The organism is Microbulbifer sp. ABH2_005, from assembly GCF_056160005.1.
In genome coordinates this window covers 2,822,452-2,836,776 of sequence record NZ_JBSWWI010000001.1, presented here as the reverse complement: position 1 = coordinate 2,836,776, position 14,325 = coordinate 2,822,452, and the positions used below count along the sequence as shown (strand labels likewise).

The following is a 14,325-nucleotide window of genomic DNA, read 5'->3' as shown; positions in this document are numbered from 1 at the left end:
CCATTGATATTTAAGTTTATAGAGAAATATACAGAGTGCTTTATTAAGGTCGCAGGTGGAGATTATTTTTGGAAGCACTACAAGAGGGGGGCTGTTCAGAGTATTTTAGCTCTTATCTTGTTTTTTGGTGTGTTAGGTGCTGTGGTTGGTGTTTTTAATTTGGTAGAGTTGAAAGAGATAATTTTTTACACTATGTTTCTTTTGATTTTTTTCTTTGGTTTTTTGGGGGTGTTAAGCGCAAAGTTTAGAAGTGTAATTATGCTAAAGGGGTATAATTTTTCGGAAGCTAAATATGTTTTATATTTTTTTATTTATGTTGGGATTTTTGGGCTTGTAATTATATTTTTGTAGTAAGACTCTCATTGTTAGAGTCTTTGGTTTGATGTCATGTTGTTTTAAATGGATTTCGGATTTTCTGATCTAAGGCTGCAAAGTAAGCGAGCTGGGATGCTAGATTATTTGAGGGTTCGTATTCATAGTGCGAATTTACGCCTCCCATATAGATATCGGCGTAATTTGTTCAAGTTAGATAAAAGTTTAATATTTAATTTTTAGCTAATGGGAAAATCTAGGACACCCAAATGAATAATTGGGGTCAGAGTAAAATATTGGCGCCCAATAAATAGATTTGCAGTCTAGCCTAGCTTGCCGGTAGACCTTAATTCAAAAAGAAGTTTATGGTATTGCTGATCAGGGGAAAGCGGTGGCTTAGAAGCCGATGTGGTAAAAAGTTGAATTGGTTTTTGGCTTGATTTAGCTGTTGTTAGTTTTCAGGGGATACTTTACCAGATCGAGTCTGAGTCATCATAAATAATTGATAATCACGAACTAGATTTCCAGTATAAAGTCAAGTTGCTCAAAATATGAGACGATTATCGCTTGTTCAACGCTGAGTAACTCTTTCAGTACGCATGCACTCTCTCTTGCCCTGGCTGCCCAGGCATCTAACCGAACAATCGATTTTCAGATCAGTGAAACCTCATGCATTGGTAGTGCGGCTGAGTTCACCAGACTACGTATGCGCTAATTAATTTTACTGGTCGCTAAATATAATATGAACGTAGCGAAATTTAATCGTTGGTTAAATTATATATTAGCGTCTAGTTGAATTTATTGTAAAAATCTTATCTTGAGTCAGTGATTGCTGACCAATTGGGGGAATGTATTCAGGATTTCTTTGCTTTTGAAGTGAGCAGGTTTGAACGCAAAGAACTGGTTGGTGCTTAGGATAATAGCTAGAGTTTCTATTGGAAATTTTTCTAAAGGTGTGGTTTGGTATTTTTCAAGGATGACGATTTTATATCAATCCTTATAGTATGCCTAGCTTATTAGTTAGGCAGCAAGCCAATTTTAAATTGGATGACTGCCTCTTTGCTTTATCGGTATTGCATAAGTTGATGTGGAAATCTAGAGCTTATTTGGGAAGCGATATATTGTAGCCTTTACATCTATTATTGCCATCCACACCGTCCCAGTCATACCAGACCATAACTTTCTTGTCAGCCATAAAGGCGGCTAATAGGGCTGTATGCTGTTCATCTTTATTCGGCTGGCTTGAGGGAATTATAAAACCTTTCGCTTTACCAACATTATGGTTACATGTGCATGAGGTTGAACTCGATGGCTCTATCTCATAGTACAGGTAATCATTGGTTTCAACCCATACTTTAGAAGCAGTGCCTGTGCAACCAGCTGCAGTTGAGGCAGCTGCCCCAGTGATACTTGAACTAAAAAGCAATTAAATTGCGAATCCAGCTTTAACAATATTTCTCATCTTGTTTTCTATAAAAGGTTTTATGTAAATCTTACAATGTAAAAATATAATAATTGTACAACTGAAAGAGGGGGGGTATCAATTTTTATTTATGGTTAGGACTTGCTTTGACCTATAGGCATTTATGTGAAGGGGCGGGGGCCAATAAGATTTTAGGCCTATTAATGCGGAAATTCTTCAGTCAACAAGCCCCTACACTATCGTCAAATATACCGAGTACTGTGGGGCCAGAAGATAAAAGATTAGTCCAATGTTTCTGTGTTATTCAGTGTAATTCTAGCGAGGTAAAGCTGGTGAATCCTCCAAAACAGGTTTCACCGGCAGATCCAAATTCAACAGCTTGTCCCGTGGTTTTGGCTGTAAGTAAAATTGATAAAGCTGCTTGGACATTCTGTGTGGTGTTTCCTGAACCATCCCATCTTAGGGAGGAATTATTCCCGCAATTTGCTTTATCTTCAATTGTTTCATTCAAATAGACAAAGCAGTGATTGTGGTCAATGTGACAGCCTACTTTCCGAATTGTGCTAGTGATGCTGCCAGCAAAGGCATCATAGGTAAACAAAAAGGAAGCTAAAGCAAATATGGCGGATTTTAATTTCATATCCTAATTCTCTATAGAAACTATTTTTCGTATGATTCACGGCGGATTGCCCAGGACATCTTCTTTTGACGTCACTATTAGTTTTCTATTATTACGTATTTGAATCCCTATGAAAACCTTTAAGCGTCAATAAATACTAGTGCTTTTCTGCAAAAAAGAAGATTGCTTCTAGCGCTTGTTGATAAAAAGTTATTGAGCTTTTAAATGTGCTTTTAATTAGCATCTGCTGTAGGTGAGTATGGTAGGAAATACAAGCAATTTAAAGTAAAAAATTTTTGTTCTCATTCCCCCGTTTAATGCTAAGTTCTAGGGCACTAAATATTAGTGTTGTTATAGGCACTTTGTAATTGTTTAGAGTTGTCATAGAGTCGTGAAAGTAAAACGAGAGTAATAGTTTAAGGTTTACCCCTTGGTTGTTAACCTTGATCAAAAAATAAACAGATTGATATCGGTTTAGGTTGGCGTAGGTGTGGTAATGATCATCTTAACGAGAGTTATTAAATCTGATGTTTACAACAATTGGGGTCAGAGTAAAATATTGGCGCCCAATAAATCGATTTGCTGTTTAGCCTTGCTTGCCGGTAGTCCTTAATTCAAGGAGGAGATTATGGTGTTGCTGATCAGGGGAAGAGCGGTGGCTTAGAAGCCGGTGCGGTAAAAGTTTGAATTGGTTTTGGCTTGATTTGGCTATTGTTGTTTTTTGGAGAATGCTTTACCAGTTCGAACCTGAATTATCATAAATAATTGATAAGCGCGAACTAGGTTTTCAGTATGAAGCATCATTTTTCCACCGGTTAGCAATTAACAATATTCTTCCTTAAAGACCTTGAGAGTATTAGTTTTGATGCTGTTCACAATTTTCTGATCGGGTGGTGCTAGTTTTTTGAAGTACTTTGGTGGTCGTAGTTGTTTTTAATTGCAGCTGATTAATTGAGTGCAGGTCTCGAAATTGCTCGTCTAGATACTGTTTGCTCTTGATGTGTGCTATTAGTCTTGTTGCTAATGCCTACTGCATAAGTAAAAAATAGATAAGTGGTAGGACTTAAGATATCTTTAATTTATAGATTACCTGTTGGCTCGCTGAATACTTTTCAGTATTTTTTATGTGGTATAGAGTAATATTTCAGAGGTGTGGTTGAGGGTGTTGATGGGAAAATCTATCAGGATACTGCAGCTAGAAATATAGAAGTTTGAATATGTCACTTTTATCTTTCTTGGTTTGATTGGTGAGGCGAATTTCATCTGTGTAAACTTTGGGTTTTGACAAGAAATAGTAGGTTCGTAACTAGAAGCGTTTATGGATGGGATACCAATGCTGGCTGGGATTGTGTTTCAGTAGAGCTCTAATTCTGAAGTTGTGAATATTAATAAGCAGAAAATTGTTTGGTATAGTTGACAGGCTTTGAGTTGTGGTGATAAATTCCCCGCCTTACGATGTCCCTGTTTACTAAAAGCCCGGCTTCCCAGTCGAGTTTTTTATGTGCTGATTATGTCTCGCCTTGTAATGGTAGTCAGTCTATTCAAATTCCGCTTGCTTGTGGTGGCTAGCATTGACGGGGATGCTAGAAACAGTATTTCAATAACTATTGATAAGATTTGAAATGAAAAAAGTAGTACTCGCTGTCTTTATGTTTTTATTCTCTCTTAAAGTTTCTGCTACGAGTAGTAGTGGGTATGTAGATATATCTGATAATGCTGTCCTGCTCGTTGGAGGTGAGAACAGTAGGCTTTTTGTATACGGTGTAACAATGAACGATTCGGAGTGCGACAATAAAGATGTTCCGGTGTTGTTATTCTCTGAAAATGATATAGCTAAAGAGATGTATTCTATGATCATGATGGCTAAAACAGCGGGAGAGAGGGTGAAAATAATCTCTGGAGAATGCGTAGATCTTGGTGGGGTTACTTATAACTCAATCACCTCAGCCTATATGGAATAATTGGAGCAGAGTAAAATATTGCACCGCTAGCACCTGGTTGTTGGGCCACAAAAGCAATATTGGTTGATGATCCTCGTGGAGAAGCAGAGGAAATGTTATCTCATTGTGTTGGTAACCAAAACATTGAGTTGTTATGGCTGGTTCCTCTCACTGCTTTAGAGTACGAACTAATAAAGATTAAAGGAATTGAAGAATTTGATCGGTTGGAGGCTATAAGTAATGTTTCTTTATTAGATGTGAACAGGGATGGAATCGTTTAGCTATAATTGCTAACTTAATTTCTTTTTCAACAGGGTGTGTCAGACTTGGTCTGACTATCCCAGCTAATGTCAAGTATTTACAAAAATAGAAAAAAATGCCTTTTAGAATTTTGCTTAATAAAATAATCTGCCTATCTCTGCTCTCTCTCACTTCTACCGCTGCTCTTGCGCTGGATGATGAGGATAAGGAAATTCGTTTGGTGGAAGCCCTTAGTGGCGACATGATTTACATACACTTAAAAGAACCTACTAGTAAAAAGTCAAGTTGCTCAAAATATGAGACGATTATCGCTTGTTCAACCGTGAACAACTCTTTCTGTTCGCATGCACTCTCTATTGCCCTGGCTGCCCAGGCATCTAACCGAACAATTGATTTTCAGATCAGCGAAGCCTCATGTATTGGTGGTGCGGCTGAATTCACCAGGCTACGTATGCGCTAATTTAACTGTAATAAGTTCATCAGGATAAGGTGTGTGGGCTACACTTTAATGCTTAGGGTTAAGTTATATAATTGAATTCTCAGAAAAATTTTTACAACTAGCTCGCCCTTATTAACTAGCATGGTAAGAAAGTTTTCTTACCATGCTTTGTCCTTTCTTTCGTACAAGAAAGCTTGGATGAGGGTGAGGATACTAGAGCGTAAATAGTTAATTGAGTGATATTGATTATTTTCCAGTACGATGCGTGGTCTGTTGTTTTTTAAGGGAAACCAGTTGGAATAAATTCTAACGCTTTAACTACTTGGTTTGTTAATTTAGATCAGCTAGTCAATCTTAGGCTGGCTAGCTGATCTGCTGTTCTATCGACACTTCGTCGGTTATGACGGAAACCTAGGGTTTATTTAGAAAGTACTATATTGTAGCTGATACACCTATTGCTACCATCGGTACTGCGCCAGTCATACCAAGTTTGAACTTTCCTATCAGGCATAAATGCTGCCAAAAGAGCGGCATATTGTTCATTCTTATTTGGCAGATCGGCGAGAGCTTTAAATCCCTTCGAATTACCAACACTGTGGTTACAGCTACAAGTAGTTGATGGCTCTTTGTCAAAGTACAGGCTATTATCAGCCTCCACCCAAAGTTTAGAAACACTGCCTGTGCAACCGGCCGCAGTCGAGGTGTTGGCTCCTACGATGCTCGAGCAAAAAAGCAATGAAAGCACAGTTCCAACCTTTGCGATATTCTTCATTTTATTTTCCTAAATAAGTAATCCTATAAATTTTGGTGTAAAAGGAAAAAAGAAAAAGTTTGAAACCTGAATTAATTATCCGAAACCAAGGAGGAGAAATATATAAACAATTGGGGGCAGAGTAAAACGTTGTTAAATAGATTCATTCCAAGACATACTGACCTATGGGGTGAAGATATTAAAAAGTGAATCTATCGTATCGCCATCGCAGAAGTTCACTTATAACGCTCAGCGAGTTGCCAGTTTTCGACACGCTTAGGTAAAGACCTCGGGCATTCTTCATCATCACCGTAATATGGATATGTATCAAAACTGTCATTGACCTTGCGCCAAACATTCGCTGCCCAGCTTGTCGGTACCCCCTCCCGGTTCGAGACAGATATAATTGGGTGGCGGCTTGTTGATCGCCTGACCCAGTCAGTGATTTATCGCCGGGTGCCTCCTTAATAAACCCCGTGAATGCCTGAGATTAACCCTAAGCGTTGAGACAATTGACTGGCACAGGGATACTTAGCATCTGGCCATTACTTGAGTTCTCTCGCTCGCACCCAGGCCAAACCGAGCCCGGCTGCAACCGTAATCCCCATACCTATCACGCCACGGATGCCGAATTCAGTGCTGAATATAAAGTGATCGGCAAACAGACCGACGAGGATAGCACTGTAAAAGAGCGCCCCTACGAGATAGGCAGGTGCGATACGATTAGCAACCGTGTAAGCAAGATTCTGCGGGACGAATAGCAGCGCGGGGATCGCGAGAATCCATAGCGACGATGCTTCCAATTGCGCGCCCTCCCAGGCCGCAATAGACACGCTAAAGATCAGCATCCCAACAGCGTAGTAGAACATGATGCGTTCGGGCGGCTCGGTCCGGCCTGCAACCCCCGTTGCGACACTACCTGCCGCACGCGCTACTCCCGCCAGCAGCGCGAGGAGTGAGTAAGGGTTCAAAATGCCCTGGGCACTGTGTTGGAGTAAAATGAGGCATACGCCAAGGAACGCCAATATCGCTAGGCAGATAGTTGCGGCACTAACCCGATGACCGAGAAATACCTTTGCTATCAACATGGCGAAAAATGGATTCGTACTTTCCAGGACCAGCGCATCCGCGACCGGTATGCCCTTCAGTGCCCCGTAGAAGGCAGAAAAATAGATAATCCCCGATACTGTCCGAATGGTGAGGATCCACGGGCTCACAGGCTTTATGCCCGCCCATCCTTGCCGTATCAAGAGAAGCATCCCGGATAATGGGGCAAGTAGTACGACTTGTGCTGCTAAAAGTACAAAGGGGCTTAAGCCCACGCCAGCACCTAACTTACCGGCAATGCCGATACAGCCCATCAACACTCCACCGGCGAGGGCTAGTCCAACACCTAGGGAGTGGTTCTGATATGTAGATGGCAAGGTTTCACTACCTTCAGCAAATGTGGGTTAAACCCGGGCAAGGCGTGATAATAATGTCTTCATTCGCGCTTCGAACAAGTCAGTATAGAAAGGGGCCTATGTACGATAAAACCCCTCGATTGATCGGTTTCCCTTCAGGTTGGCCCAGCGATATTGTTGCGACAATTACATGGCAACTGGAGTCAGCGTCCCAACCCCGCATAAAAACAGGGCAGTCCCTATACGAAAACGGAAACTGGCTTTCCCTAGCACCCAGGCTACGTCTGGTCCGAACTATCAGATTACAGGATATCGTTAGCTTTTTCCTACAGAAAGGTGCGGGTATCGTGATTCAATAATTGGGGTCAGAGTAAAATATTGACATCTATTAAAACCTTTTAAGAACTTACCCTTTTAGCCTATGGCCATAAATTCAAGGAGTGATTTATGGCTCGTTTAACACGTCTCGCTCCTATAGGTATCACTCAACATATTATCCAGCGTGGCAACAATCGCCAAGTATGCTTTGGTTCAGAGGATGATTTGGCTGCTTATATGGGTTGGCTCCGGGATTATGCGGAACGGTACTCAGTACAAGTACATGCATGGGTATTTATGACCAATCATGCCTATTTGAGGTATTACCCTGCAGGAGCAGGCCATTTCAAAATTAATGCAGACTCTTGGTCGTATGTATGTTAGATATTTTATAATTGGAAACCTAGTTAAATTTTGTCCTGAGTTTATCCTAAGGAGCTGCGTTATTGTGGAGTTGAAGATGCGATAGATAAGCTAGCAGATTGGACGAAGAACTCTGAGAAAAGACAAGAAAAAATTTCGATTCTAATAGGCCCCGTTGGGGGCAATTTAAGAAAAGATATGGAAGATTTTTCTCAGATTTGGTCTAAACACATCTACTTATGGGTGAGTCTATTTACTCATCTCCTTCGCTCTTTGGGTGGTGATTAAGTCATATTTTATTTCGATGACAAAGTCAATTTTTGTTGCAATTGACCAACCTTTGTTTACCAAACTTCTAGCCTCTATAAAATTACAAATCGGCAGTATAGTCCTAAAAATTACTATGCACTTTTCTGTAAGTCCCTGGCTTATATTGGTAAATATAATACGCGTACGCATCACGAAATCTATGCTATAACCTAGCTCCTTCAAATGATTAATTTATATTTAAGATAGGCCTTTTTTGACTATAGATATTGTTTATATTCAATGTTTACTTCCCGGTCCAATCAAGCTGTACCATAGATAGCAGTCCAACTGCTATTCTTTTTCCTAAGGAAGCCCAGTAACACTCTCAAGTGGCTAACCCGAAATTTGTCTCATTAATATTCCTTTTATTGAATTTAATCAGGAAAATTTCGGTAATTTCATTAGGAATAGAGGTTGTTTCTGTCAGTAAATAGGGGGGACTTATTACACTGTTGCTTGATTGCAAGTATATTCACGACAGATTAACTGGGTTTCATCCGGAGTTAGGGTTTCACCAGTCAAACCACATAAAAACTTCTCGCCATTTGGTTGGTTATAGTCGCAGTGGCGGCATTGGCCAAAGGCTTTAAGGTGGTTTTGTTGCTGAATGGTTTGCAGTAGCTTCCGCAGCGATTCCTCAGTGGCCTCTTGCTGGGCTTCAGGCATGCTTGCCAGAGCGGCTTTTAGCCAGGGCGAAGGAAATAGTGTTGATACTATCGCTTGCCCCTGAGTCGTTAAAGTCATGTGAGACACACGTTTATCTTTCTGGTCGGCTGTCTTTACGATCAGTTGCTTCTTTTCCAGCACCTTCAATGTTTGAGATACCGTTCCCTTGGTCTGGCGCAAATACTCGGCGACAGCTATTGGCGTATTCGAATAGCGGTTGCACTGCGACAAATAATGCAAAGCCTCTAGTTGCACCGGTTGTAGGCCGTATTCGCTCAGTAGGCCGCGCCCCTCACTGCGAAGCAAGCTGCTCAAGCGCTCTAGTAAGCGGGATGTTATTTCAATGTTCATGAGAAAAATGGTATCGACTAAAAACATTGTTGACAACCATTAATGTGACATGTCAGTCTATATTAGTATCGACTCGAAACGAAAAGGAAGACACCAATGAAAATCCTCCCTTATTTTGCCCTCTCTGCACTAACAATCACTTCTCTGGCGCACGCTGATGGGAGCCATCGAGGTGGTGTGCACGCCGGTATTTCCGAGGGGGTACTGGCACCATTTGATATTGTGCATGCTCGAGTGAGTTACCAGGGTAATGTGGCAACATTTCACATGGGCGTGTCCGGTCAGGCGGGCAGCAATAAGCCTACTGCCAACGGTAAACTAGCTGGCAGCGATGTGTTTTCTTATGTATGGCCGACGACGCTCAATAGCTCTACTGTTGGGTTTGCAGAAAATGCAGGCATCCTAGCCCTGGCGGTTACAGCACATCCAGACTTTGACGATACACCGCTATACGATGAAAATGCCGATAATGATCCCGGTAACGATGGCAATGTATGGCACAGTCATTGGGTTGTACTAAAGCCCAATGAGCGTTGTGGAGCAGATGCCTTAGCTGTGGTAGATATTCCTGAGGGTAGCAAGCCCACCTTGCCCAATACTTGGCCTGGCCTACCATTATTGCTTGATAGTCCGGGATGGGACCCGATAATCAATGAGGACATTGTAGAAGTGAAAGTGGCCTTCGATCACCGGGTAGATTTGAGCGCTGTGCAATACGATGGGGTAACTGCTGGACTCAGAGTGAACCAGAGTGCGCATGCTCCGCTGCTTTGTGTTGTCAATGTAATGGATATCGCCTCTGGTGACTTAAGCCTGCCGGGGAAAATAGAGCAGTAAATTGTGCATTGCTGACAGATTGAGCGTTTTCGCTTGAATCTTGTCGGTAAAGTCCAAGGATGGACTTGGTGGGATATAAGGGAATATTTGAACTATTTGACAGGCTCCCTAGTATTTTATACCTCTTTGCAGATCAACAAATGGATAGTATGGAAAAGATTTGCCTGGTATTTTAAGTTGTATTTTTGATACTAGATAATCATTTCGCTCACTTCACTCCCCTTTGCAATCAGTTTTGCTTCCTCTCATCGCTATATGGTGTAAGAGGTGAGCTTTCTATCTGAAATATAATATTCAAGTGTTTTTTACTTCTATCGTTATTTGGGTGATGTTAATTATTTGTCATGAAAATCCTTGCTGAAAGGAATTAATAGACTTTAACTGTATTAATTTCTATCTTTATTGGTTGATATGTTAAGCGTTAATTAGGAAAAGTAGATTCTTGGGTGTAATTTAATGACCTTGATCGTTTGTCCTCCATCTTAAAATCATCTTTCAGTAAGCTAAATTGAAAGCGGATTTTCCTCTTAAGGGAATAAAAGGAAATGATGAATATTGAAGTTAAGCGAATACTTTGTTTGGTTGCGGTCTTTTTCTTGAGCGCCGGTAACCTATTAGCCAAAGAGATGAACGGTTCTACGGATATTGATAAGGGAGCCTTCAGTCAATCACAGAGTTTTGGCTGTATCCAGCAGTATCCTGTCACTGACCCGAGATGGCAGGGCTTTGAGGTTTCACAATTTAAACAACATCTTTCTGCTACTCCTTTCGAAACAGCTGGGGTTGCAGTTTCTACTTTAGCTCTTGGCTTAATGGATTGGGATTGGGGCTCCAGTAGTTTTGGTACAAGCAGCGAGGGATTCTTTGGGGACGATACCGCCAACGGTGGTATGGATAAACTCGGCCATGTCTATGGAGCCTACCTTCTCAGTGAACTCTTTACAGATGCTATTCACTGCAGGGCAGCTAATTCTGTGGGCGCAGAGGCTAGTGCGGTCACTTTAGCTTGGCTGAGTATGCTTTTTGTGGAACTGGGAGATGGTTACTCTGAGAAACATGGTTTTGCCTGGGAAGATATTGTAGCCAATACCGCAGGGGTAGGTCTCTCTTACTTGAGAAGGAACATACCCGGACTTAGGGGGAAACTGGACTTTCGTCTTGAATATCTTCCTTCCGGTAATCGCTCAGGCTTTAAGCCACATTCAGATTACTCAGGACAGAAATACCTACTAGCGCTAAAGTTAAGTGGATTCGATCTATCGCCTAGAAATCCTCTTAACTATCTCGAGTTACATGGAGGTTACTTTGCCCGTGGATTTACCCTGAAAGAGCAAGAGAAAAACGAGCCTCTGCGTAGGGAGCTCTATTTTGGAGTTGGATTGAATATCGGGGAGCTGTTTTTTGGTAGAGCTGGCATCAGGGAAACTACAGGAGGGCGATTAGGGCGAAAGTTCTTCGAATATGTACAGATTCCCCACACCTATGTTGCTAATGAGGGTGATTAATAGAGTAAGTTCAAACAATGTATAGTGTAGGTGATCAAACCTAATGTGGCTCCAGGAGAAGTCTCTCTTCTCCTGGGAGTTGTTAATAGTTAATCTATCCACACCCTTGTATAAACTCGTTTTTGGTCGGGAGTGTCGACAAACTCATCACGGTCGTGCAGAACCCTGGTGTTATCAATAAAAATCATATCGCCAGAATTCATATAAAAGCTAACGATATTTTCTTCATTGTTGAGCTCTCCATCTAGCATATCCAGGGCCTGAATTACTTCTGGCGTTAGGGGCTTATCCACGCGTTGATGGCCTTTTTCTATCCAGTAGCGCATATAGCGAATGGAAAGTTTTCCATTGGCGTAACTGAAAATTGGGAAGTGATTGTTTAGGATATTTTGGAGATCTTTGTCGCTTCCTGGTGTGACAAGGTCTCGAATGTAATTGTTGTAGAGTAGCTCCAGTTGCTGAGGAGCACTTTCCTCGAGATTTTTATGCACCTGAGCAGCAGAAACTACTTTGGACTTGCCACCCTCAATGGCTGGAGTAATACAGCAGAGCCCGAGGATATTTGGCTGTATTGCTCGTTGCGAGCTATCCGTGTGCACACCAGTTGCCGCGTTAGTCTGAGAGACAGGAATGGCTTCCTCTTTATAGCTTCTACCGGTATCTAGAATACCGTAGAGTCTGCCATAGGTGTCGATAGTTTGTCCCATTGCCAGGCTTAGATTCAGGAACAGAAGGTTTAGGGTTTTCTGGTCAAAACCTTCAACACCCTGAATCCAGGTTATACCACTTCCCTCTTGCACTTCATGTTTGATCTTGTCAGCAAGTTGATCGAACTGAGGCGTGGAAACGGAATCGGCTCGCAAAGCTTGTATGGGGTCCTCTTGTCCTTTGGACCACTCTTGGAGAGCTTTGATTTCTGCTTGCCAATTGACAGGCCAGCTAAATTTCCAGTTGGATTTTGCCGTCATCTCCGAAGCTGCCCACGCTTGTGCGCGGATAGCTTCGGCTGGTGCCATTTCAATCATTTGCTTTTACCTTAAACAATACATGCAGAGGGTAGCCCTTCAGTGGGCTGAAAAATTCAGGGTCAAAAGCTAGGTGCTCATCGGTTACGGCTAACTCTTTTACTTCGGGCATACTGTTAAAGCCGGCTTGTGTCAGGGCTTTGAAATAGTGCGCAAAGGTTTTATGAACACATCGAACAGATACAGGAATGCCATCTCTGCGCCAGATTTTTCCCTCGAAGGTTTGATTAATGCCATCGAGATAGGATTTATCGCCATGCTCAAAGTAAAATGGAGGGGTTTCTTCCCTCATAAACGGAAGACAAGGATGAGGGACAGTGAAGACGAAAGTGCCACCAGGAATTAATAGTGAGCGTACTTTACTCATTACCTGAGTCATTTCTTCGATGGTTAGGTAATTGAAGAGGAAAACCGCAATCGCTTTATCGAAGCTGGTTTTTGGGAATTGGTTAAATGTAACCGCATTACCCTTTGTATAGCTTGCATTAAACAGCTTTAGTTCCTTGGCCATCGTTTGTGCCTGGGAAACCATTTCAGCTGAAGAGTCAATACCAAAAATAGACTTGGCACCGGCTTCCAGTAGCATGCGTGATACGTAGCCTTCGCCGCAGCCAAAGTCCAGTATATCCTGGTCAGTGATCTCGCCCAGAGCCTCTAAGACGCGAGGTCTTGCAGTGAAATCACTTAACAGTACTTTTTCAGACCTGAGCCAATTGGTAGCTTGAGCGTTGTAAATTGTCTCAGTTGAGATAGGTTGGTTCATCCTGAGCCACTCCTGATGTCTGGCTGATTGATAATTAATCTTTGCTTGATTTTATTGTTTGAGTGTTATATGGCTGTTCGAGCATCTAAATCTAAAGTTCTACCTTCGATCCGAAGTTTTTAATACGCTTTTCCTGGGGTAATGACACTAACCAATCATGATTTTTTCTGCTTATTGAGTTTTCAAATTCTCTTTTTAATTGAAAAGTTAAAGTGATTGGTTGGGCTCTTGGCAAACTGCTAGTGCACATCCTGTGGTTCAGCTCTTATTTTTATGCTTGAAATTTTATGGGTGATTTCAGTATACGAAGTTGGATTTTTATTGGCAATTGTTAAATTCTTGTTGATTTTCTTTGTGTATTCTTTTCTTGGTAAAGTTTTAAATAATGTTTTCTCTTGGTGGTTAGATGTTTATACCTATTTTGGGTTAGTTGGTTTTATGGCACCCTAGTATGTTGGGTCTGAATATTTGTTTAAGTGACGTTTGTGAGAAGGCATCCTTCCTGATGTTCAAAAATATTTTATGAAATATACTTATTTTTTGGTATTACCTTATCAATATTGATGTCTCCTATTGTGATCTGGCTGGAAGAGTCACCCGCAATTACAGTGGGAATTCTTTGATTTCGTGTTGATCTTGATTGATTTGAATCAAGGGGTTGAAGTATTTGATAGGTTAGGTGGGTAATAGTTTTTGGCGGAGGGACATAGTTTTAAAACAAATGTGGTGAACACAAACTAGTTGACTCTTTGGTCTCTCAGATAGGGGCATAATCTAAATTCACTTCTTTCAAGTGAGGGAGTGGACGGTATATCGGCAAAAGTACACATTTGGCTGGTGGGTTGGTCAGAGTTTATGGGGAGTGATCTGACTTTGATGGCGGCCCACTTTCGGGAATACACTATTGGTGGCAGATCAATAAGCATAGTCCATACAGGTTATCTTCCGGCTATATCTTGAGTTGGACTACAATCGCCTTTGCGACTAGTTTAGTTTCTGAAAAGATCAGGTGTATGGAAAGGTGGTAACTCAAACCCTTG

At 41.5% G+C, this 14,325-nt stretch carries 13 protein-coding genes; 7 read left to right on the top strand and 6 right to left on the bottom strand.

The window, feature by feature from the left end; all coding sequences use genetic code 11:
- Positions 1 to 3: 3 nt before the first annotated feature.
- Entirely contained in the window at positions 4 to 351 is a 348-nt protein-coding gene (locus ACXAFI_RS12325) for a hypothetical protein (protein ID WP_475109049.1), read from the top strand.
- Positions 352 to 2,039: 1,688 nt separating this feature from the next.
- On the opposite strand, the gene ACXAFI_RS12320 is transcribed toward ACXAFI_RS12325, so the two are convergent.
- Positions 2,040 to 2,375, bottom strand: coding sequence for a hypothetical protein (locus ACXAFI_RS12320; RefSeq protein WP_475109048.1), 336 nt, complete (start codon positions 2,373 to 2,375; stop codon positions 2,040 to 2,042).
- 1,601 nt (positions 2,376 to 3,976) lie between these two features.
- Between ACXAFI_RS12320 and ACXAFI_RS12315 the strand changes: the two genes are divergently transcribed.
- From ACXAFI_RS12315 to ACXAFI_RS12305, 3 genes are all read left to right on the top strand, one after another.
- Entirely contained in the window at positions 3,977 to 4,315 is a 339-nt protein-coding gene (locus ACXAFI_RS12315; RefSeq protein WP_475109047.1) for a hypothetical protein, read from the top strand.
- A gap of 59 nt (positions 4,316 to 4,374) precedes the next feature.
- A complete protein-coding gene (locus ACXAFI_RS12310; protein ID WP_475109046.1) occupies positions 4,375 to 4,575 on the top strand; it encodes a hypothetical protein in 201 nt (66 codons plus the stop codon).
- Positions 4,576 to 4,670: 95 nt separating this feature from the next.
- Complete coding sequence (locus ACXAFI_RS12305) at positions 4,671 to 5,015, top strand: hypothetical protein (RefSeq protein WP_475109045.1); 345 nt, start codon at positions 4,671 to 4,673, stop codon at positions 5,013 to 5,015.
- Positions 5,016 to 5,412: 397 nt separating this feature from the next.
- On the opposite strand, the gene ACXAFI_RS12300 is transcribed toward ACXAFI_RS12305, so the two are convergent.
- Both ACXAFI_RS12300 and ACXAFI_RS12295 read right to left on the bottom strand, forming a co-directional pair.
- Positions 5,413 to 5,766, bottom strand: coding sequence for a hypothetical protein (locus ACXAFI_RS12300; protein ID WP_475109044.1), 354 nt, complete (start codon positions 5,764 to 5,766; stop codon positions 5,413 to 5,415).
- A gap of 524 nt (positions 5,767 to 6,290) precedes the next feature.
- A complete protein-coding gene (locus tag ACXAFI_RS12295; RefSeq protein ID WP_475109043.1) occupies positions 6,291 to 7,169 on the bottom strand; it encodes a DMT family transporter in 879 nt (292 codons plus the stop codon).
- A 426-nt stretch (positions 7,170 to 7,595) separates the two neighbouring features.
- On the opposite strand from ACXAFI_RS12295, the gene ACXAFI_RS12290 reads away from it, so the two are divergent.
- A complete protein-coding gene (locus ACXAFI_RS12290) occupies positions 7,596 to 7,850 on the top strand; it encodes a transposase (RefSeq protein WP_475109042.1) in 255 nt (84 codons plus the stop codon).
- Positions 7,851 to 8,582: 732 nt separating this feature from the next.
- On the opposite strand, the gene ACXAFI_RS12285 is transcribed toward ACXAFI_RS12290, so the two are convergent.
- On the bottom strand, positions 8,583 to 9,182 hold the full coding sequence (locus ACXAFI_RS12285) for a MarR family winged helix-turn-helix transcriptional regulator (protein WP_475109041.1): 600 nt from the start codon (positions 9,180 to 9,182) through the stop codon (positions 8,583 to 8,585).
- A gap of 69 nt (positions 9,183 to 9,251) precedes the next feature.
- Here ACXAFI_RS12285 and ACXAFI_RS12280 point away from each other — a divergent pair, with 69 nt between their 5' ends.
- Positions 9,252 to 9,992, top strand: a complete 741-nt coding sequence (locus ACXAFI_RS12280) for a hypothetical protein (protein WP_475109040.1) — start codon at positions 9,252 to 9,254, stop codon at positions 9,990 to 9,992.
- Positions 9,993 to 10,537: 545 nt separating this feature from the next.
- Positions 10,538 to 11,497, top strand: a complete 960-nt coding sequence (locus ACXAFI_RS12275) for a DUF2279 domain-containing protein (RefSeq protein WP_475109039.1) — start codon at positions 10,538 to 10,540, stop codon at positions 11,495 to 11,497.
- A gap of 89 nt (positions 11,498 to 11,586) precedes the next feature.
- Here the strand turns inward: ACXAFI_RS12275 and ACXAFI_RS12270 are convergent, their stop codons facing one another.
- Complete coding sequence (locus ACXAFI_RS12270) at positions 11,587 to 12,522, bottom strand: TauD/TfdA family dioxygenase (RefSeq protein WP_475109038.1); 936 nt, start codon at positions 12,520 to 12,522, stop codon at positions 11,587 to 11,589.
- A complete protein-coding gene (locus tag ACXAFI_RS12265) occupies positions 12,515 to 13,285 on the bottom strand; it encodes a class I SAM-dependent methyltransferase (RefSeq protein WP_475109037.1) in 771 nt (256 codons plus the stop codon). Before ACXAFI_RS12265 ends, ACXAFI_RS12270 begins: the two co-directional genes overlap by 8 nt.
- Positions 13,286 to 14,325: the final 1,040 nt, after the last annotated feature.